This is a genomic window from Oxalobacteraceae bacterium OTU3CAMAD1 (assembly GCA_024123915.1).
In the GTDB taxonomy this organism is placed as follows: domain Bacteria; phylum Pseudomonadota; class Gammaproteobacteria; order Burkholderiales; family Burkholderiaceae_D; genus Rugamonas.
On the sequence record CP099650.1, the window covers coordinates 6288638 to 6308064 of the forward strand.

The 19427-nt window shown below is 64.1% G+C and carries 18 protein-coding genes and 1 pseudogene; 12 read left to right on the forward strand and 7 right to left on the reverse strand.

Annotated elements, in window-relative coordinates; translation table 11 throughout:
• Positions 1-23: 23 nt before the first annotated feature.
• The 5 genes from NHH88_26840 to NHH88_26860 form a co-directional block, all read right to left on the reverse strand.
• Positions 24-950: an amidohydrolase family protein gene (locus NHH88_26840; GenBank protein ID USX17445.1), complete on the reverse strand. Its 927-nt coding sequence runs from the start codon at positions 948-950 to the stop codon at positions 24-26.
• Entirely contained in the window at positions 950-2794 is a 1845-nt protein-coding gene (locus NHH88_26845) for a feruloyl-CoA synthase (GenBank protein ID USX13240.1), read from the reverse strand. Before NHH88_26845 ends, NHH88_26840 begins: the two co-directional genes overlap by 1 nt.
• A complete protein-coding gene (locus NHH88_26850; protein ID USX13241.1) occupies positions 2791-3591 on the reverse strand; it encodes a crotonase/enoyl-CoA hydratase family protein in 801 nt (266 codons plus the stop codon). The genes NHH88_26845 and NHH88_26850 overlap by 4 nt, the downstream gene beginning before the upstream one ends.
• Before the next feature lie 89 nt (positions 3592-3680).
• Positions 3681-4424: a GntR family transcriptional regulator gene (locus NHH88_26855; GenBank protein ID USX13242.1), complete on the reverse strand. Its 744-nt coding sequence runs from the start codon at positions 4422-4424 to the stop codon at positions 3681-3683.
• A complete protein-coding gene (locus NHH88_26860; protein ID USX13243.1) occupies positions 4421-5143 on the reverse strand; it encodes a GntR family transcriptional regulator in 723 nt (240 codons plus the stop codon). The genes NHH88_26855 and NHH88_26860 overlap by 4 nt, the downstream gene beginning before the upstream one ends.
• 250 nt (positions 5144-5393) lie before the next feature.
• On the opposite strand from NHH88_26860, the pseudogene NHH88_26865 reads away from it, so the two are divergent.
• The 9 genes and pseudogenes from NHH88_26865 to NHH88_26905 all read left to right on the forward strand — a co-directional run bounded on the left by NHH88_26865 (position 5394) and on the right by NHH88_26905 (position 15834).
• Positions 5394-5555: pseudogene (locus tag NHH88_26865) on the forward strand (LysR family transcriptional regulator).
• 174 nt (positions 5556-5729) lie between these two features.
• Positions 5730-6605 carry a LysR family transcriptional regulator gene (locus tag NHH88_26870; protein ID USX17446.1) on the forward strand — a complete coding sequence of 292 codons (876 nt, stop codon included), beginning with the start codon at positions 5730-5732 and terminating at the stop codon, positions 6603-6605.
• 144 nt (positions 6606-6749) lie between these two features.
• Positions 6750-8225, forward strand: coding sequence for a benzaldehyde dehydrogenase (locus NHH88_26875; GenBank protein USX13244.1), 1476 nt, complete (start codon positions 6750-6752; stop codon positions 8223-8225).
• Positions 8226-8238: 13 nt separating this feature from the next.
• Entirely contained in the window at positions 8239-9006 is a 768-nt protein-coding gene (locus NHH88_26880; protein ID USX13245.1) for a coniferyl-alcohol dehydrogenase, read from the forward strand.
• A 51-nt stretch (positions 9007-9057) separates the two neighbouring features.
• Positions 9058-10776, forward strand: coding sequence for a DUF1302 domain-containing protein (locus NHH88_26885; GenBank protein USX13246.1), 1719 nt, complete (start codon positions 9058-9060; stop codon positions 10774-10776).
• A 15-nt stretch (positions 10777-10791) separates the two neighbouring features.
• On the forward strand, positions 10792-12147 hold the full coding sequence (locus tag NHH88_26890; protein ID USX13247.1) for a DUF1329 domain-containing protein: 1356 nt from the start codon (positions 10792-10794) through the stop codon (positions 12145-12147).
• The gene (locus tag NHH88_26895; GenBank protein ID USX13248.1) at positions 12147-13205 is read left to right on the forward strand and encodes a YCF48-related protein; all 1059 of its coding nucleotides are present in this window, start codon (positions 12147-12149) and stop codon (positions 13203-13205) included. Before NHH88_26890 ends, NHH88_26895 begins: the two co-directional genes overlap by 1 nt.
• A gap of 4 nt (positions 13206-13209) precedes the next feature.
• On the forward strand, positions 13210-15639 hold the full coding sequence (locus NHH88_26900; GenBank protein ID USX13249.1) for an MMPL family transporter: 2430 nt from the start codon (positions 13210-13212) through the stop codon (positions 15637-15639).
• Positions 15640-15687: 48 nt separating this feature from the next.
• Positions 15688-15834, forward strand: a complete 147-nt coding sequence (locus NHH88_26905; GenBank protein USX13250.1) for a hypothetical protein — start codon at positions 15688-15690, stop codon at positions 15832-15834.
• A 24-nt stretch (positions 15835-15858) separates the two neighbouring features.
• On the opposite strand, the gene NHH88_26910 is transcribed toward NHH88_26905, so the two are convergent.
• Complete coding sequence (locus NHH88_26910; protein USX13251.1) at positions 15859-16548, reverse strand: hypothetical protein; 690 nt, start codon at positions 16546-16548, stop codon at positions 15859-15861.
• A gap of 105 nt (positions 16549-16653) precedes the next feature.
• Here NHH88_26910 and NHH88_26915 point away from each other — a divergent pair, with 105 nt between their 5' ends.
• Complete coding sequence (locus tag NHH88_26915; protein USX13252.1) at positions 16654-16890, forward strand: hypothetical protein; 237 nt, start codon at positions 16654-16656, stop codon at positions 16888-16890.
• Positions 16891-17219: 329 nt separating this feature from the next.
• Here NHH88_26915 and NHH88_26920 read toward each other — a convergent pair whose 3' ends face one another.
• Positions 17220-17399: a DUF3606 domain-containing protein gene (locus NHH88_26920; GenBank protein USX13253.1), complete on the reverse strand. Its 180-nt coding sequence runs from the start codon at positions 17397-17399 to the stop codon at positions 17220-17222.
• A 179-nt stretch (positions 17400-17578) separates the two neighbouring features.
• On the opposite strand from NHH88_26920, the gene NHH88_26925 reads away from it, so the two are divergent.
• Both NHH88_26925 and NHH88_26930 read left to right on the forward strand, forming a co-directional pair.
• Positions 17579-18358, forward strand: coding sequence for an alpha/beta hydrolase (locus tag NHH88_26925; GenBank protein ID USX13254.1), 780 nt, complete (start codon positions 17579-17581; stop codon positions 18356-18358).
• Positions 18359-18436: 78 nt separating this feature from the next.
• Positions 18437-19066, forward strand: a complete 630-nt coding sequence (locus NHH88_26930) for a hypothetical protein (protein ID USX13255.1) — start codon at positions 18437-18439, stop codon at positions 19064-19066.
• Positions 19067-19427: the final 361 nt, after the last annotated feature.

Below are 19427 nucleotides of genomic sequence, written 5' to 3' on the forward strand. Positions count from 1 at the left end.
TACCTTTCGGGATGGTTGGAGGATCAGCAGCAGTCGGCGCCGGCCGGCGGTTGCAGCCGCTGGTATCGGCCGTAGACCGGATGGCGGTCCAATCCCAGCAAGCGAATCGCGTTCTCCTTGAGGATCAGCGGCCTCACCTCGTCCTTGATGCCGATCTGCTCGAAATCGGACATCCAGCGCTCCGGCGTCAACGCCGGAAAATCGGACCCGAACAACATCTTTTTTTTCAGCAGGCCGTTCGCGTACTGCACCAGCAGCGGCGAGAAGTACTTCGGCGACCAGCCCGACAAGTCGATATACACCTGCGGCTTGTGGGTGGCCACCGCCAGCGCGTTCTCCTGCCACGGGAACGACGGATGCGCGATCACGATCGGCATCATCGGGAAATCGACCGCCACGTCATCTAAAAACATCGGATCGGAATACTTCAACCGCACCCCGCCGCCGCCCGCCATGCCCGCGCCCACGCCGGTCTGGCCGCTGTGGAAAATCGCCGGCAGTCCGGCCTGCGCGATGGCCTCGTACACCTCGTAGGCGGCGCGGTCATTCGGATAGAACTCCTGCGCCGACGGATGGAATTTGAAGCCGCGCACACCATAGTCCTCGATCAGGCGCCGCACCTCGCGCGCGCCCATCTTGCCGCGCAGCGGATCGACGCTGGCGAAGGGAATCAGCACGTCGGGATGCGCGGCGGCCTCCTCGGCCACCTCCTCGTTGGCGATCCGCACCTGGCCGTTGGCGCGCTCGGTGTCGACCGAGAAGATCACGGCCAGCATCTTGCGTTCGCGGTAGTACGCGGCCGTCTCGGCGATCGTCAGGCGCGTCGTCTGCTCCTTGAAGTACTTGGCCATGGCGGCGTCGAAGGCCGTGGCCACCGGGTCCGGCGCGTTGCGCGTCGAGACGGTGGCGTGGATGTGCATGTCGATGGCGACGATGTCATCGAGGTTGATCATACGGTCTCCTTGTTCTTGATAAGGGATGCGTGCAGCACGCGCGGATCGACCGGCGGCGCGTACAGCAGTTCGGCCAGATGCGCGCGCAGCTTGAGCACCGTTCGCTGATTGATCGAGCCCTTGTCGGTGCACTCGCCCAGGTCCATCGACGCCGGCTCCTCCATCTCCATCGCGTGCATGATGCGTTGCGAGCTGCCGGTGGCTTGCGCCGCCAGCTTGTCCAGCAGCGCCTGCAGCCACGCACGCCTGGCCGGCGCCGTCATGGCGGTGTAGGCGGCCGGCAGCAGGAACACCAGCATGCCCAGGGTGTCGCGGTCATGCCCGGTGATGACGGCGTCATGGATGTAGGGCGCGCCGGCGGCGATCACGCCCCCGCGCAGGCTGCCGACATTGGCCCAGGTGCCGCTAATGAGCTTGAAGTCCTCGGCGATGCGGCCGTCGAAGCGCAGCCCGCGTTCCGGCTTGGCCTCGTCGATGAAACGGGCCGCGTCGCCGCTGCAAAAATATCCCTCGTCGTCGAAGGCTTCGCGCGTGAGTTCCGGCTGGCGCCAGTAGCCCGGCGTGACGTTGGGGCCGCGGTAGCGCACTTCGAGCTTGTCGCCCACCGGCGCCAGCTTGACGGTGACACCAGGCGCGGGCAAACCGATCAACCCGGCCTTCCAGTCCGGCAGGTGGGCCGACAGCGCGAACGGCGCGGTTTCGGTCATTCCCAGGCCCATCGTCATGGCGATGCGGGCGCCGCAGGCTTCCACCGCAAGCCGGTCCACCGCCGCCTTGAGCGGCGCCGACAAGGCCGCGCCGGCCGGAAAGATCAAACTCAGACGGCTGAAAAAATGGTCGCGCAAGGCGCTGTCCTCCTGCATCGCCCGCACCAGCATCTCCAGCCCCTTGGGCACGGTGAAGTAGATGGTGGGCGCGATCTCGCGCAGGTTGCGCACCGTTTTCGCGAAGTCGTCGGGGGTCGGCTTGCCGTCGTCGAGGTACAGGGTGCCGCCGCAGAACATCACCATGCCGGAGATCAGGTTGCCGGCGGCCGTGTGATGCCAGGGCATCCAGTCCAGCAGCACCGGCGGCCGCTCGTCAAGGAAGGGGTAGCACTGCGCGTGCATTTGCTGGTTGGCGCACATCATGCCGTGGGTATTGATGACGGCCTTGGGCAGTTTGGTCGAACCGGACGTGAACAGGAACTTGACGATGGTGTCCGGCCCTATCGCCTGGTGCGCCTGCTCCACCAACGGACCGGCCACGGTGGCCAGCAGCTCGTCGAAAGCGGTGCAGGAACGGCCCGCGAAACTGCCATGGGTGAACACCAGCTCCATGGTGGGATCGACGCACGCCTCGATCGCGCGTCCGTAGCGCGCCGCGTCGGCGGCGAACACCAGTCCCGGCGTCAGCAGCGCCAATGCGTGGCGCAGGCGCTCGCCGTCCTTGGACAGCAGCGAGTAAGCGGGCGACAACGGCACGAACGGCACGCCGACGTGGGCCGCCGCCAGCGACAGCAGCGCGGATTCGATATCGTTCTCGGACAGGATCAGCAGCGGACGATCGGGGCCCAGGCCACGCTGCAACAGCGCCTGCCCGATGCGGCGCACCTTATCCAGCGCGTCGGCATAGCTCAGATGGCGCCATTCGCCATCGGCGCCGCGCTGCGCCAGATAGGACAATTGCGGACGTTCGCGCGCCCAGCGCACCAGCGGCTCGGTGTAGCGCGCGGCGGCAGGGCCGAGAGGTTCGTCCGAGCGAAGCAGCATGGCGCCGTCGGCGCGCCGCTCGACCTTGCCCGCATAGGGCCCAAGCGACAGCGCGCGAAAAGCGGGAGTGGCGGCGGCGACGGCGTTCATGCCTTGCCCTCCGGCGCGATCTTGTCCGCGCGTTTTTCCAGGAAGGCGTTGACCCGTTCCTTCGCCTCAGGCGCAGACTGGGTGATTGTCGCCATCAGCGCCTCGGTCAGCAGGCCGTGCGCCATCGGTTGCTCGGCGATCAGCGGCAAGGCGTTCAGGATGGCGAAGTTGGACAGCGGCGCGTTGCCTGCGATCTTGCCGGCCAGCTCACGGGCCTTGCGCATGCCCTCCCCGGCCGGCGTGACGTAATGCGCCAGTCCGACCGCGAAGCCCTCGGCGGCGGTCAGCACATGGCCGGTCAACATCATCTCGGTAACGCGTGAAAAGCCAATCAGCTTGGTCACCCGCACAGAACCGCCACCACCGAGGAAAATGCCGCGTTGGCCTTCCGGCAAACCGAAATAGGCGCTTTCCTCGGCCACCCGCACATGGGCCACCGACGCCAGTTCCAGGCCGCCGCCGACCACCGCCCCTTGCAGCACGCAGACCACCGGCACCCGGCCGAACTGGATCTTGCCAAAGGCCTCGTACCACATCATCGATTGCTGCATGCCCTCGGCCGGCGTGGCCTCGCTCAACGAGGCCAGGTCCAGACCCGCCGAAAAGTGCGGGCCGGCGCCGGCCAGGATCACCACCTTGACGGTGGCCGGCAAGGTCTCGACGCAGCTGCGCAACTGGGCCACCATCGCCAGGCTTAGCGCGTTGCGCTTGTGCGGGCGGTTCAGGGTGATGGTGGCGATCTCGCCTTCGATCTCGCGCTCGACCAGGCGCTCTTCATTGTGCTGCGTCGTTTCCATGCTTGTTCTCCGTGATTGTCAAAATCGTTTTTTCGATACAACTGCCTTTCATCCATTTTCAAACGCCGCTCAAATGGCGGCTAGCCCAATCACTGGCCGCAACCATCGAATCTGCTTATTGCATCCGAACCCGCATCCGCATCATCTTCCGCGCCGCGCCCGGCCAGGACCAGCCGCATATGTTCGACGGCCACATACGCGTGCTCGCGCACCAGCGCGCCCGCCCGGGCGCCCTGGCGCTGGCGCAGCACCTGATAGATCATCACGTGGTCGCGCTGCGCGCTGACCAGCAACGCCATCTGCGCCTCCCTGGCGTCCGCGCTGACGTTGATGGCCACCGCGCCGGCGGCGGCGAACGGCAAGCGGTCGTTGAAAGCCAGCGCATGTTTCAGGGAACGGTTGCCGGCAGCGTCGATCACGGTGTCGTGGAAGGTCAAATTCATGTTGGCGAAGACTTCCTCGTCGCCGGCCGTCATCGCGCTCTTGCCGGCGAGCGCGCGGCCGATTTCGATACACTCTTCGAGCCGCGCGCAAGCCTCGGGCGGCAGTCCACGCCGCGCGGCGGCTTGCGCCGCAAGGCCTTCGAGCACGCCGCGCACCTCGATCGCGTTGACCACGTCGCGGAACGAAAACTGCCTGACCTGGTAGCCGCGCGCGCCGTTCGAAACCAGCAGCCCTTCGCCCTCTAAAATCTTGATCGCGCGCCGCACCGGCGTGCGCGACGCCTGCAGCGTCTCGGCCAGCGCCACCTCCAGCACGCGCTCCCCCGGCGCCAGTCCACCACTGAGTATCAATTCGCGCAGCTGCAATACGATCCGGTCCTGCTGGCTCATGGCGCCTCCTCCGCGCCGGCGAACAGGCTCTCGCCCGCGAGGTGCAAACTGTGTTTCGCGGCCTGGGTGTGTTCGCGCATCAGCGCCTCGACCCGAGTGCCGTCGCCCTGCTCCAGCGCCTGTACGATGGCGTGGTGCTGCATGTGGGCGAAGTTGAGCACCTTGTACTGCTGCGGAAGTTCGGCATGGTCGAAGGCGAACGCGCCGGCGGCGGAAAACGGCACGCGGCGGTTGAAGGCCAGTACGTCGTTCAGTGCATCGTTGCCGCTCGCGCCGGTGATCAGATCGTGGAAGCGCCGGTTCATCTCCGAATAGCGCGCGGCGTCGCCGGCGACCAGATGGCCCTTGGCGAACAACGCGTCGCCGTTCGTCAGACAGGCGAGCAACTCTTGCCGCAGCTCGGGGCACAGGCCCCGCTCGGCCAGGGTGCGCGCGGCCAGGCCTTCGAGCGCGGCGCGCACGTCGATCGCGCCCAGCACGTCGTCGACATGGAAGGTGCTGACCACGTAGCCACGCTTACCCAGGCTGCTCAACAGGCCCTCCTGCGACAGTGCTGTAAGGGCGTAGCGCACCGGCGTGCGCGAGGTGCGCAGCGCCTCCGTCAACGCCGTCTCGGTCACGCGCTGGCCGGGGGCCAGTTCGCCGTTGAGGATCATCTCGCGCAAATCGATGACCGCCTGTTCCTGGGAGGTCGGAGGACCGCCGCTCATTTTTGTCATGCTTACTCCACGTTGACTGCTGCGGTAGGCGCGGATGCTGATGAAGCGATTATGCCCGGCTTGCCCAAGCAAATGTATACATTTTATGTGCACAGCCAATCTAATTACCTTATCGCATACGCATGTTCTCTGGCAGTTTACTGGTATCTATCACGTCGATAGTAATTTATAGCTCGACAGCGCAAGCTCCAATGTATACATTTTTAACATTGGAACCCCCACCCGACTTTTGATGAACGCGCTCCCAGCCATGTCCCAATTAGTCAGCCTGCGCCACCTGCGCGCCTTTCTCGCCGTGGCCGACATGGGCAGCGTGACCAAGGCCGCCGACGCCTTGTACCGGGCGCAATCGGCCGTCACCAGGTCCGTGCGCCAACTGGAGACGACGCTGGGCGTCGATCTGTTCGAGCGCAAGACCAGCGGCATGCTGCGCACCGCCTTCGGCAACCTGGTGCTGTTCCGCGCGCGCCGCGTCGTGAACGAATTCGAACAAGGTTGCGACGCCCTTGCGCGCGGCCGGGTGCCGATGGCGATGTTTAACGAGCGCCGCCTGCTTTGCCTGGTCCGGCTGGCCGAATCCGGCCACATGCCGACGGTAGCCAAGACGCTGGGCATCAGCCAGCCGGCCGTCAGCGGCTTCGTCAACGATCTGGAGGCGAGCCTGGGCACCAACCTGTTCGAACGCTCGTCCAAGGGCATGAAGCCCACCGAGGCCGGCGACATCCTGGTATTTCGCGTCAAGCGCGCGCTGGCCGAACTGCGCCACATCGACACCGACCTCGCCGCCCTGCGCGGCAACACCGAAGGCAAGGTGGTGATCGGCGCGCTGCCGCTGGGGCGCACCGCCATCCTGCCGCGCGCCATCAGCGACGTGCTACTGCGCCATCCGGGCCTGCGCTTCTCCACCGTCGAAGGGCCGTTCGACCAGCTCGCCGCGCAGCTGCGCGCCGGCGACATCGACTTCGTCCTCGGCGCGCTGCGGCCGGCCGACTATGCGAGCGACTTGAGCGGCGAACCCTTGCTCGACGACCGGATGTCGCTGGTGGTGCGCAGCGGCCATCCGCTCACCAAACAAACCGGGCTCGGCATGGCCGACCTGGTCTCCGCCCGCTGGGTGCTGGCCAACCAGTCCACGCCGGCGCGCGCGCTGTTCGACCTGTCCTTCCAGTCGCTGGGCCTGGCCGTGCCGCGCGCGGCCGTCGAAACCAGCGACCTGGCCATCCTGCGCGGCATGCTGATGCACAGCGACGCCGTCACCGCGATCTCTCCCCAGCAACTGAGCTACGAAATCGAGGCCGGCCTGCTGACCGTGCTTGATGTGGAAGTGCCGCACACCAGCCGCACCATCGGCATCACCCAGCGCAGCGACAGCCATGCGTCCCCGGGCGCGCTGGAGTTGATGGCCACGATCCGACGCTTCGCCGCCACCCAGGCCGGCTGCACGCAAGCACAACCCCGATAAGCAAATTCGAAGGCCTTGCAGCGGACATTGCAGAGCGCTCCCGACAGGCTTCATCGATACTAAGTTCAACAACGCCATGCCGGCAAAACATCCCTCAGAGGATGCGGCGCACTCAACACCCCGTTACAAGCCATAGGAGACCTCATGGATAGCACCGCTGCGCCCGCATTTTTGAACGACACGCTCTGGACCGGAAAAATCTTCAACGGCGACTGGATCGCGGCCGACGGCGGCACGCATCCCATCACCGAACCGGCCACCGGCCAGCAGCTCGGCATCACCGGCAAAGCCAACGCGCAGGACGTGGCGCGCGCCGCCATCGCCGCCCGCGCCGCCCAGCGCGCCTGGGCCGCCACCGACTACAAGGCCCGCGCCGCCATCTTCCGCAAGGCCGCCGCGCTGTTCGAACAACACCACGCCGAACTGGCGACCTGGATCGCGCGCGAAACCGGCGGCATCATGCCCAAGGCCGATCTGGAAGTGCGCGAAGCGATCGTCTACATGCACGAGGCGGCCGCGATGCTGACGCAGCCGACGGGCCAGTTGCTGGCCTCCCCTAACGAACAGTTGAGCATCGCCCGGCGCCTGCCGCATGGCGTGGTCGGCATCATCTCGCCGTTCAACTTCCCGCTGATCCTGTCGCTGCGCTCGGTCGCGCCGGCGCTGGCGGTCGGCAACGCCGTGCTGCACAAGCCAGACCTGCAAACGCCGGTCAGCGGCGGCGTCATCATCGCCCGCATCTTCGAGCAGGCCGGCCTGCCCCCGGGCGTGCTGCACGTGCTGCCGGGCGGCGCCGAGGCGGGCGAGGCGCTGTGCCTCGATCCGCACGTCGGCATGATCTCGTTCACCGGCTCGACGCAGGTCGGACGAAGGGTGGCCGAGCTGGCCGGCAAAACGCTCAAGAAAGTCGCGCTGGAACTGGGCGGCAAAAACTCGCTGGTCATCCTGGACGATGCCGATCCCGACGTGGCCGCCTCCAACGTCGCCTGGGGCGCCTATCTGCACCAGGGCCAGATCTGCATGGCGTCCGGCCGCATCCTGCTCCAGCGCGGCATCGCCGCCGCCGTCACCGAGCGGCTGCTGAAGAAGGCCAACCACCTGCCGGTCGGCGACCCGATGAGCGGCCAGGTCGCCCTCGGCCCGCTGATCAACGCGCGCCAGGTGCAGCGGCTGCACGGCATCGTCCAGGACTCCGTAGCGGCCGGCGCTAAACTGCTGGCCGGCGGCCAACCCGACGGCACCTTCTATCCCGCCACCGTACTGACCGACGTCAAGCCCGGCATGCGCTGCTTCCAGGAAGAACTGTTCGGCCCGGTGGCTTCGATCACCGTCTTCGACACCGACGAGGAAGCCATCGCGCTGGCCTCGCTCACCGAGGGCTGCCTGGCGCTGGGCGTGATCTCGCCATCGATCACGCGCGCGCTGCACATCGTCAACCGCGTTCCCTGCGGCCACGCCCACATCAACGACCAAACGGTGCTGGCCGAAGCGCACGTGCCGTTCGGCGGCAGCGGCACCTCCGGCAACGGCGCCCGCCACGGCGGCCCCGCCGACTGGGACGAATTCTCCCAATGGCAGTGGCTAACCATCAAAAGCGACGCACCCCGCTACCCCTTCTGAACGGCGGCCAAAAATGAACTTCACCAACAAAACCATCGCCATCACCGGCGCCTGTTCCGGCATCGGCGCCGAGGTCGCCCGTCTGGCCCGCGCTGGCGGTGCCAAGGTCATCGGCATCGACCGCAACCCACCCGGCCTGACGCTCGACCAATTCATCCAGGCCGACCTGGGCGACCCGGCATCGATCGACGCCGCCGCCGCACAACTTCCACCGACCGTCGACGCCCTCTGCAACATCGCCGGCGTCCCCGGCACCGCCAACGGCGACCTCGTCGCCCGCGTCAATTATCTCGGCCTGCGTCACCTGTCCGAAAAAGTACTCGACCGCATGCCAGCCGGCAGCGCCATCGTCAACATCGCCTCCGCCCTGGGCGCCGAATGGCAACAACGCCTGGAACTCCACCGCGAACTGGCCAACATCCAAGGCTACCAAAACGTCCAAGCCTGGCTGCGCGACCACCCAGTCCCCCAGGAAACCTGCTACCAATACTTCAAGGAAGCCCTGCTCGTCTGGACCTTCGTCCAATCGCAGCGCTGGTTCCTGGAGCGCTCGGTCCGCATGAACTGCGTTTCGCCCGGTCCTGTCTTCACGCCCATCCTCGGCGACTTCGTCACCATGCTCGGCCAGGACGTGGTGGAACGCAACGCCAACCGCATGAAGCGCCCCGCCTACACCGACGAGGTCGCCCCGGTGGTCGCCTTCCTGATGTCGGACGCCTCGCGCTGGGTCAGCGGCGTGAACATCCCTGTGGACGGAGGGCTGATGTCGACATTCATCTGAAGCACCCAAGCAAGCAATCCAACAATACCTATAAATACCCCTGGGGGAGACATGAAACCAACACAACAACCACGGCGCAAAACCGCCCGCTTGACGATGGCCCTGGCCGTGGCCGCCGCCCTGCCCTGCCAATCGGCGCTGGCCTATGAATTCGACACCGGCTCCGACATCAAGGTCAGCTGGAACAACACCATCAAGTACAGCACCGCCTACCGCCTCAAGGATGCCGACCCGGGCTTGCTGGCCGGCGGCTACACGGCCTCCGGTCCCGGCGACTTCACCGGACTGAACCTGGACGACGGCAACCAGAATTTCCGCAAGAAAGGCATCGTCTCGAACCGCGTCGACTGGCTGACCGAGCTCGACATCAGCACCCACAATATGGGCATGCGCGCCTCCGGCGCCGCTTGGTACGACACCGTCTACAACCGCCGCAACGACAACGCCTCGCCGTCGTCGAACGCGGCCGGCCTGGCCGGCGTCGCCAACAACGAATTCACCGAAGGCACGCGCAAGCTGCACGGGCGCAAAGCCGAACTGCTGGACGCCTTCGTCTACGTCAAGGGCACCGTCGGCGGCCTCTCCGGCAACCTGCGCGCCGGCCGCCACACGCTGCAGTACGGCGAGAGCCTGTTCTTCGGCGCCAACGGCATCGCCGCCGCCCAAGGGCCGGTCGACCTGGTCAAGCTGCTGTCGGTGCCCGGCGCCCAGTTCAAAGAAATCCTGCGTCCGGTCAACCAGATCTCCGGCCAGCTGCAACTGGCGCCCACCGTCTCGCTCGGCGCCTACTACCAGCTGGACTGGAAGCCGAGCATCATTCCCGGCGTGGGCAGCTACCTGAGCTCCTACGACGCGGCCGGCGCCGGCTCCACTGCCTTCCTGGTGGCCCCGGTCGGTTCGGGCGCGCCCGCCTTCATCACCCAAGCCGACATGAAAGCCAAGGATTCCGGCCAGGGCGGCGTGCAGCTGCGCATCGCGCCGGTCGGCCTGGACATCGAGTTCGGCCTGTACGCGGCGCGCTACCACGACAAGGGCGCCAATTACTACCTGGGCTTTTCGCCGGCCTTCCCGCCCGGCGCGCCGTCCACCGTGCAGGCCGTCTACGCGGAAGGCATCAAGACCTATGGCGCCAGCGCCAGCACCGTGCTGGGCGGCGTCAACGTGGCGATCGAGGGCTCGATACGGCGCAACAACCCGCTGGTCAGCGGCCCGACGCCGAATTTCCTGTCGGCGCAGGGCGTCGGCATCATCGCCAACAACACCGACAACCCGGCCTACGCGGTCGGCAACAGCGCCCACGTCAACCTGTCGGCCGTGTACGTGATGCCGACCAACAGCCTGTTCGAGGGCGGCGCGCTGCTCGGCGAGCTGGCGTGGAACCGCCGCCTCAGCGTCACCCACCAGGGCTCGCTCGACGTGAACACGACGCGCGACGCCAGCGCCATCCGCATCGCCTTCGAGCCGGCGTATTACCAGGTGCTGAGCGGACTAGACCTGACGGTGCCCATCGGCATCGGCTACAACCTCGACGGCCGCTCGTCGACCGTCTTCAACTTCAACGGCGGCGCCGAGCACGGCGGCGACTTGAGTATCGGCCTGAGCGGCAGCTACCAGCAGGACTGGAAGTTCGGCATCAGCTATGTGCGCTTCCTGGGCCGCAGCGGCACCTTCCTGACGAACAATCCCGCCGCGAACGCGCCGATGCTGAGCTATGCCCAGCCGCTCAAGGACCGCAACTACATCTCGTTCAACCTCAAACGCGCATTCTAAGATCAGGGACACATCATGAAACCACAATTGAACATGCTCGCCTGCGCGATCGCCCTCGGCCTGGTCGCCGGCCAGTCGCACGCCGCCACCGCCGAGGAAGCCGCCGCGCTGAAGACCACACTGACGCCGTTCGGCGCCGAGAAAGCCGCCAACAAGGACGGCACCATTCCCGCCTGGGAAGGCGTCTACAGCAAGGTCGCCCCCGGCTACAAACCGGGCGACGCCCGCGCCGACCCGTTCGCGTCGGAAAAACCGGTGCTCAGCATCACCGGCAAGAACGTGGACCAGTACGCCGCCAAACTGTCGGCCGGCACGATCGCCATGCTGAAGAAATATCCCACCTACCGGCTCGACGTGTTTCCGACCCACCGCACCGGCGGCGCGCCGTCCTGGGTCTATGACAACACCTTCAAGAACGCGACCAGCGCCAAGACCGTCGACGACGGCTACGGGGTCGACGGCGCCTATGGCGGCATTCCGTTTCCCATTCCAAAGACCGGCTACGAGGCGATCTGGAACCACCGCCTGGCCTGGGTCGGCGACACCGCCATCTACGCCAGCCGCACCTGGATCGTGCCGCCGGACGGCAAGCGTACCCTGGCCAACGAGGCCGAGCAGACTTTAACCCGTCCCTACTACTTCAAGGAAGGCAGCCTGGACAAGATGGACGGCATCTACCAGTACGGCCGCCTGATCACGCGCGCGCCGGCCTCCAAGGCCGGCGAAGGCATCCTCGCGCACGACGGCCTGAACGCCGCCGCCCCGCGCGCGCTGTGGCAATACCTGGTGGGCCAGCGCCGCGTGCGCCGCGCGCCGTCGGTGGCCTACGACACGCCGGACTCGGTCGCCTCCGGCATCGGCTTCGTGGACGAGGCGTTCATGCTGTTCGGGCCGATCGACCACCACCAGCTGAAGCTGATCGGCAAGAAGGAAATGTACATCCCGTACAACAACAACCGCGCGGCGTCCGCCAAGATCGCCGATCTGATGGGCCCGCAGTTCCTCAATCCCGACCTGGTGCGCTGGGAGTTGCATCGCGTGTGGGAAGTGGAGGCGACCGTCGCCCCCGGCAAGCGCCATGTGGTGAGCAAGCGCCGCTACTACCTGGACGAGGATACCTGGCAGATCATTCAGATCGACGGTTACGATGCCCAGGGCCAGATCTGGCGCAGCAATTACGCGCTGACCTTGCTGGCGCCGGACCTGCCGGCCCTGCTCGCCAACGTCATGTGGGGCGTCTATAACGTGCAGACCGGCGCCTACCTGCTCAACGCTTCCGCCAACGAAACGCCGAACCAGTACAAGGCGATCCCACGCCTGCCGCTGAGCTACTTCGGGCCGGAGGAATTGGCCAACCAGGGTGCGCGCTGATGATGACGCGGAATCATGTGCTGGCGGCGTTGCTGCTGGGTTCCCTCGCATCGTCTGCGGCCCTGTCTGCGACCACAGCCCCGGCGGTGCCGGACGCGCTGACCCAACCATCCATCATCGCCGCCAAGTCCGGCACGGCGGCCATGCTGGCGGTGACGCGCGCCGGCAAACGTCTGGTGGCGGTGGGCGAACGCGGCATCGTGCTGCTGTCCGACGACCAGGGCGGCAGCTGGCGCCAGGTCCGCACGCCGGTGCAGGTGAGCCTGACGGCCGTACAATTCACCAACGAGCGCAGCGGCTGGGCGGTGGGCCACCTGGGCGTGGTGCTGCACACGGCCGACGGTGGCCTGAGCTGGCAAAAGCAGCTGGACGGCATCCAGGCCGCCGAGCTCGCGCTGCGCGCCGCCACCACGCCGCAGGAGAAAACAGCCGCCGAGCACCTGCGCGCGGATGGTCCGGACAAACCCTTCCTGGACCTGTATTTCCAGGACGCCAGTACCGGCTACATCCTGGGCGCCTACAATCTGCTGTTCCGTACCACCGACGCCGGCAAAACCTGGACGCCATGGCAGGGCCGCGTGCCTAATCCCAAGAGCCTGCATCTGTACGGCATGCGCGCGGGCGGCGGCGCGCTCTATCTGGTCGGCGAACAGGGCAGCCTGTTCCGCTCGCTCGACGGCGGCGCCAGCTTCACGGCGCTGGCCTCGCCCTACAAGGGCAGCTACTTCGGGCTGGTGACGGCGCGTAGCGGCGAGGTCGTTGTCTTCGGCCTGCGCGGCACGGCCTATTGGTCCGGCGACCAGGGCAATAGCTGGAAACAGATCGACACCGGCTCGCAGCAAACCTTCAGCGCCGGCGTCGAGCTAGCCGACGGCACCCTGGCGGTGCTGAGCCAGGGCGGCGACGTGCTGCTCAGCGGCGACCACGGCCGAACCTTCAAACGCCAGCCCAATCCACAGCCCTCCCCGGCGGCCGCGCTGGTCCAGGCCGATGACAAGCACCTGATCGTCGCCGGCCTGCGCGGCCTCAAGCGCCAGCAGCTACTCAACACCAATTGAATTCATGAACATTGACAATGACATGCAGCAGCAGCCGGTGATCCGTGCGCTGCGCGACTTCGACAAGCGCTCGGGCAACCTGGCCGAGCGGGCGCTGTTCAACCACCGGCCGCTGATCGTGCTGCTGTGCTTGCTGATCACGGCGCTGCTGGGCTTCCAGGCGACCCGCCTGACGCTCAGCGCCAGCTTCGAAAAGATGATCCCGACCAGCCATCCCTACGTGGTCAACTATCTGGAGAACAAGAGCGATTTGAGCGGCCTGGGCAACGCGCTGCGGATCGCCGTTGCCGTGCCCCAAGGCGACATCTTCACGCCGGCCTACCTGACCACGTTGCAGAAGATGAACGACGAAATCTACCTGCTGCCCGGCGTCGACCGTCCGTACATGAAATCGCTGTGGACCGCCAATACGCGCTGGACAGCCGTCACCGAAGACGGCCTCGACGGCGGCACCGTGATCCCCGGCGACTACGACGGCTCGGCGGCCAGCATCGACGTGCTGCGCGCTAACGTCGCGCGGTCTGGCGAGATCGGCCAGATCGTCGCCGCAAACTATCAGTCGAGCGTGCTGTTCGTGCCGCTGCTCGACACCAATCCGCAGACCGGCAAGGCGCTCGACTATCACGCCTTCTCGCAACAACTGGAAACGATCCGCGCCAAGTACCAGCAGCAAGGCGTGCAAATCCACATCACCGGCTTCACCAAGATCATGGGCGACCTGATCGACGGGCTGCAACAGGTGCTGGTGTTCTTCATTGTCGCCATCGGCATCGCCACGGCCGTGCTGTACTGGTACACGCGCTGCTGGCGCAGCACCATGCTGGTGATGCTGTGCTCGCTGGTGGCGGTGCTGTGGCAGTTCGGCCTGCTGGCCACCCTGGGTTACGCGCTCGATCCGTATTCGGTGCTGGTGCCCTTTCTGGTGTTTGCCATCGGCATGAGCCACGGCGCGCAAAAGATGAACGGCATCATGCAGGATGTCGGACGCGGCACGCATAAGGTGGTGGCCGCGCGCTACACCTTCCGCCGCCTGTTCGCGGCCGGCATGGCGGCGCTGCTGTGCGACGCGGTCGGCTTCATGGTGCTGACCATGATTCCGATCAAGGTCATCCAGGACCTGGCGGTGATCGCCAGCATCGGCGTGGCCGTGCTGATCTTCACCAACTTGGTGTTGCTGCCGATTCTGCTGTCATACACCGGCGTCAGCCTCAAGGCGGCCGAGCGCAGCCTGCAGGCGGGCGCGCAGGACTCCCCGAAGCCACGGTTGTGGGTGTTTCTCGACCGCTTCACCCAGCGCCGCTGGGCCACGCTCACTTTGGTTGTCAGCGGCATCCTGGCCGTGCTCGGCTTCGCGGTCAGCCTGCAACTGCAGGTGGGCGACCTCGATCCCGGCGCGCCGGAACTGCGGGCCGATTCGCGCTACAACCGCGACAACGCCTTCATGGTCAGCAACTACGCCGCCAGCGCGGACGTGTTGGTGGTCATGATCAAAACCGGCGCCGACCAGTGCACGCAATACGACACCCTGGCCAAGGTCGACGCGTTGGCCTGGCAACTGGAACAACTGCCCGGCGTGGAGGCGACCAATTCCATGGCCCTGCTCAGCAAGCTGGCCGCGACCGGCTACAACGAAGGCAACTTCAAGTGGTACAACCTGACGCCGAACCAAAGCGCGCTCGGCGCGGTGCAAACGCGCGCGCCGCGCGAACTGTTCAACCAGAGCTGCTCGATGCTGTCGCTGTACGTGTATCTGAAGGACCACAAGGCCGCGACCTTGAGCGGCGTGGTCGGACTGGTCGAGCAATTCTCCGCGCAACAGGGCACGCCGGAGGCCAGGTTCCTGCTCGCGGCCGGCAGCGCGGGCATCGAGGCGGCAACCAACATCGTCGTCAAGAAAGCCATGCGCGAGATGCTGTTCTGGGTCTACGGCGCGGTGACCTTGCTGTGCTACGCGACTTTCCGCTCCTGGCGCGCGGTGGCGGTGGCGGTGCTGCCGCTGGTGCTGACCTCGATCCTGTGCGAGGTGCTGATGGTGTGGCTAGGCATGGGCGTGAAGGTGGCCACCCTGCCCGTCATCGCGCTGGGGGTGGGCATCGGCGTCGACTATGCGCTGTATGTGCTGAGCGTGGTGCTGGCGCGGATGCGCGGCGGCGCGAACCTGTCCGACGCCTTCCACCATGCGCTGGAGTTCACCGGCCGCGTGGTGCTGCTGACCGGGATCACCCTGGCGATCGCGGTGGCGACGTGGATCTTCTCGCCGATTAAGTTTCAGGCGGACATGGGGATACTGCTGGCGTTTATGTTCTTGTGGAATATGGTGGGAGCGTTGGTGTTGCTGCCGGCGTTGGCGCATTTCCTGTTGAAACCTACGCATCGGAGAGAAGCAGGATCTTTTAGCAATGAAACGTACGCCGCAAAAACGATGGTATCTTGATCTCACAGCACGGATGAACCGCCTTCTTCGCCGGAAAGGAATTTGACCATGAACAAGATCTCCATCTATGTCCTCGTTGCGTTGCTCGTGGCAATCATCGGCTACTTCGCCTTCGAACGTAGCAACGCGAGCAAATTAACGGGAACTCAAACGTCGCAGCATTGGGAACCCGATCACCCGATGACTGCGGGGTGACGCAGCCCCTGCAGTTCCGTCCTGTCACATCTTCAATGGCGAATCCGTAGTCGATTTGCAATTAAGGAATAGCGTGCCGCCTCCGGGAGCGGCACGCGTCTCCGCCCGCTGGCCGGCGCCGCAAACCTTGTCGAGACCCGGCGGGGTGTACGTGCGCAAAATGTCGCCGTTCGGCGCTAGCACCACGCCTTTGCCGCCTACCAAGATTCTGTTGTGGCAATCCTCATCGGTGCAATAACTGACGCATTCTGTGCAGGCCTCTCCCTCTCCCTCGCGAAAGGGGCCGCACTGATCGTACTGCGCGGGCACCACGACACGAAACTGTTCTGCCTTGAAGTAGCCGCATTTATACACTGAATGCGTATCGTCGCCGGCCACATTGATAGCAAAACGTCCGATCCCACGGTCCGCCGTTGGGTAGTCGAAATCGCCGGTGTGACGGATATTCGGTACGACCACAACGCCTCGCCGATTGACGGCAACCATCTCGCGCGGGTCTCCGATGGTGATAACGGCCATGCCGTGGCGGTTGGCGTTTATGCGTTTTAAGTACCGCGGCTTCACTTTGCGTTCGCCCCCCTTTCCTGTGAAGCATTGCGCCGACCATTCGGCGCCGGACTTCGTGGGCGGGCATGGGTTGACTGGCTTCGCCGCAAGCGCATGCGTGCTAACGGTCAGTACCGCCCATCCTGCCAACAGCGCGCTCACTTTCATTTCCGCTCCCCAGTTCAACTTCGCTTGAATCCGTTGCCGCTGCTTCGACGTATAAATTGTTTAAGCAAAAGCACATTCCGCTGGAATGCACCGGAGGGTGGCGCCATGAGAAAACTCGTTCTTGCAGTTCAATTCTGCATGTATTGGGACCCTGCCCGCACGTTCGCCGACGCGGAAAACTCGGTCTGCGCCGCGTTCCTATCCACACACTCCGAAGCCGAATTCGCTCGTTGGAATACTCTGCTCGATCCCGCATGGGCAACGTCATTCTTCCGCACCTATCGCGACGAGCCCGGTATCGATCTTTCCTGGATTGTCGAGGCGCTGTATGAGATTCGCTAACGCGGCGGTCGACAGCGCCGATAGCACTGTAGCGTAAGTCGAAAGGCGGGCGCAACTAATTGCGCAAAGGCAAAACTCCAGCCATGCTCTTGGTCTTTTTGCTTACCTGTCTGGAGTGGAGTGATTATGTAGTTTCCACATTTCTGAGTATGTGGCGATAAAAAAAGAAACGCCTCAAACCTGAGACGGATTATCTTTCGTCTTCAAAATGGCTTGAAACGCCCTCGATCAGGCGGCAGTGGAATGAAAGATGCCGACCTGTCGCCATCGGCTGGGCTAGCCTATCCGTACGCCGCCATCACTGTGTCGGACCGAGTTTGCCGAATAGGCTATCCGGCGGCCAGCTTCTCCCGGACGGCCTTGGCGCTGGGCCCAACTTCCTTGACCAGCTGCTGCAGCCGGTCCTTGGTTACACCTAGCTCATTGGTCCAGTAGGTAACTTCGTGTGCCTCGTTGACATTAATGCGGGCGCGGTCTTGCGCGCCGGCTTTGGTCAGATCATCGCTCATGACATCCTCCGTTGAATAATGGTGTGCTAAGGATTGCACGGTGACGGAATTCACACCGTTACTTGGCGCACATGAGCGAAATGCAACCAACGCCGCAAACACCACCTGATGAGCAAGAGTGGGATATTCGCTCTCCATGGAAGACTATGCTATTTCGTATTTTTTCTCCGAGAAATACGATGACGATAATCCGCTGGTTGGCTGGATGGACGCTGCTGGTTTGCAGCTTTGCGGCGCAAGCAGATGGGCAGACCTTCAAGGTGCCCACCCGCCCCGGCGTTGAAGCCAGCGTCTACTGGGAAGCGCAGGACGGCGCCAAGGCGACGGTGTTCCTGTTCACAGGCGGGAATGGCGGCTACGGCAAAGTGGTCGATGGCAAACCGACCAGCCGCAACTTCCTCGCGCGCAGCGTGGCGCTGTTCCTGGCGGACGGCTTCAACGTCGCCATCTTCGGACTGCCCAGCGATACGCCGGCGCTGGACTACAGCGACCGCGTCAACGAAAAACACCTCGCCGATGTGCGCGCCGCGCTGGAGTTCGTGCGCATCAAGAGCGCGGCGCCGATCTGGCTGGTTGGCACCAGTCGCGGCACTATCTCGGCCACCTATGTTGCCATTAGCAGTACTGGTGACACCGGTATCGCCGGCCTGGTGCTCACCTCCAGCGTGACCGCGTACAAAAAACAGGGCGCGGTGCCGTCGCAGAATCTGGCCGCGCTCAAGCTGCCCGTGCTGGTGGTGCATCACGCCAGCGACGCCTGTCCGATCTGCCAGCCTTACGACCTGGACTGGATCATGAAAGGTTTGAAAAACACGTCCGTCAAGAAATTGGTGATGGTCAACGGCGGCGTCAATCCCAGCGGCGACGTTTGCGAGGCCATGCATTACCATGGCTTCGTCGGCCAGGAAAAAGAGGTGGTGGACTTGATGGCGAACTGGATGAAAAATCCGGTGAACTGATGGGCATGGGCCTCCGCCGGAATCGCACTATCAACATGAACACGGCTGGCATAGCCAGACCACACAAAGGAGCATCAATTGAATTCGAAACCCCGCCTGGCTATCGATATGGATGAGGTCATGGCCGATACGCACTCCGCCCTCGCCGACTGGCAAGCCGAGAATCATGGATATGCTTTCACTGAGGCTCAATTACAGAGTGGGTCGCTCAGATCACTGGTGAGTCACGACCACGCGAAAGCAATGCACGTGTTCTTACATAAGGGCGAAATATTCAGAGACTTCCCCGTGATGCCGGGTGCTCAAGACGCCATCAAACGGCTCACTGAACGGTTCGACGTTTTCATCGTGACGGCCGCGATGGAGTATCCCGCGTCGTGCGCCTTCAAGTTCGCTTGGCTCGCGGAACATTTTCCGTTTATTTCTCCGCTCAATATCGTGTTCTGCGGGGACAAGAGCATTATCGCGGCAGACCTTCTTGTGGATGATACTGAGCGTCACTTAGCACGTTTTGGCGGACAGGGCGTGCTGTTTGCCGCGCCGCATAACACGTCGTCTAGTTGGCCTGTGAAGGTAAATGGGTGGGAGGAGGCTCGGATATATCTAGAGGCGTGGCAGCGGCCTTCATCGGTCACAGAGTCATCACTGAAGCTTATCTGGCAAATTGCGTTCGATGAACGGCAGCATCCGCCACAAGCTAGAAGTTAGCATTTCTCTTGGCATGTGAACCACAAACATGTGCTGAGCACTGCGGTCTGTGCCAGCCTCAAGAAGGCATCTTTCTCTCCGCTACCAAAGAAATATATAAAGGCTACCAAAGGTAGCCTTTTTTCATTTTCGAAAGGCGAATCCATCTCATAGAAAAAAACCCATACGTTAAAACCCATGCGTTGCTTGGCCTTTGCCCCCCTCGAGCTTACCTCATTCCCTCAAACTCGCACTCAGGCGCACAAGAAACGACCGCATGTATACATAATCTACGTCGTCCTCGAAAATTCGACCAGTGTACGCCTCGACAACGATTCCTCGGTTTGTACACTTATAGATCTTAGCTACAGTTTAGCGGGCC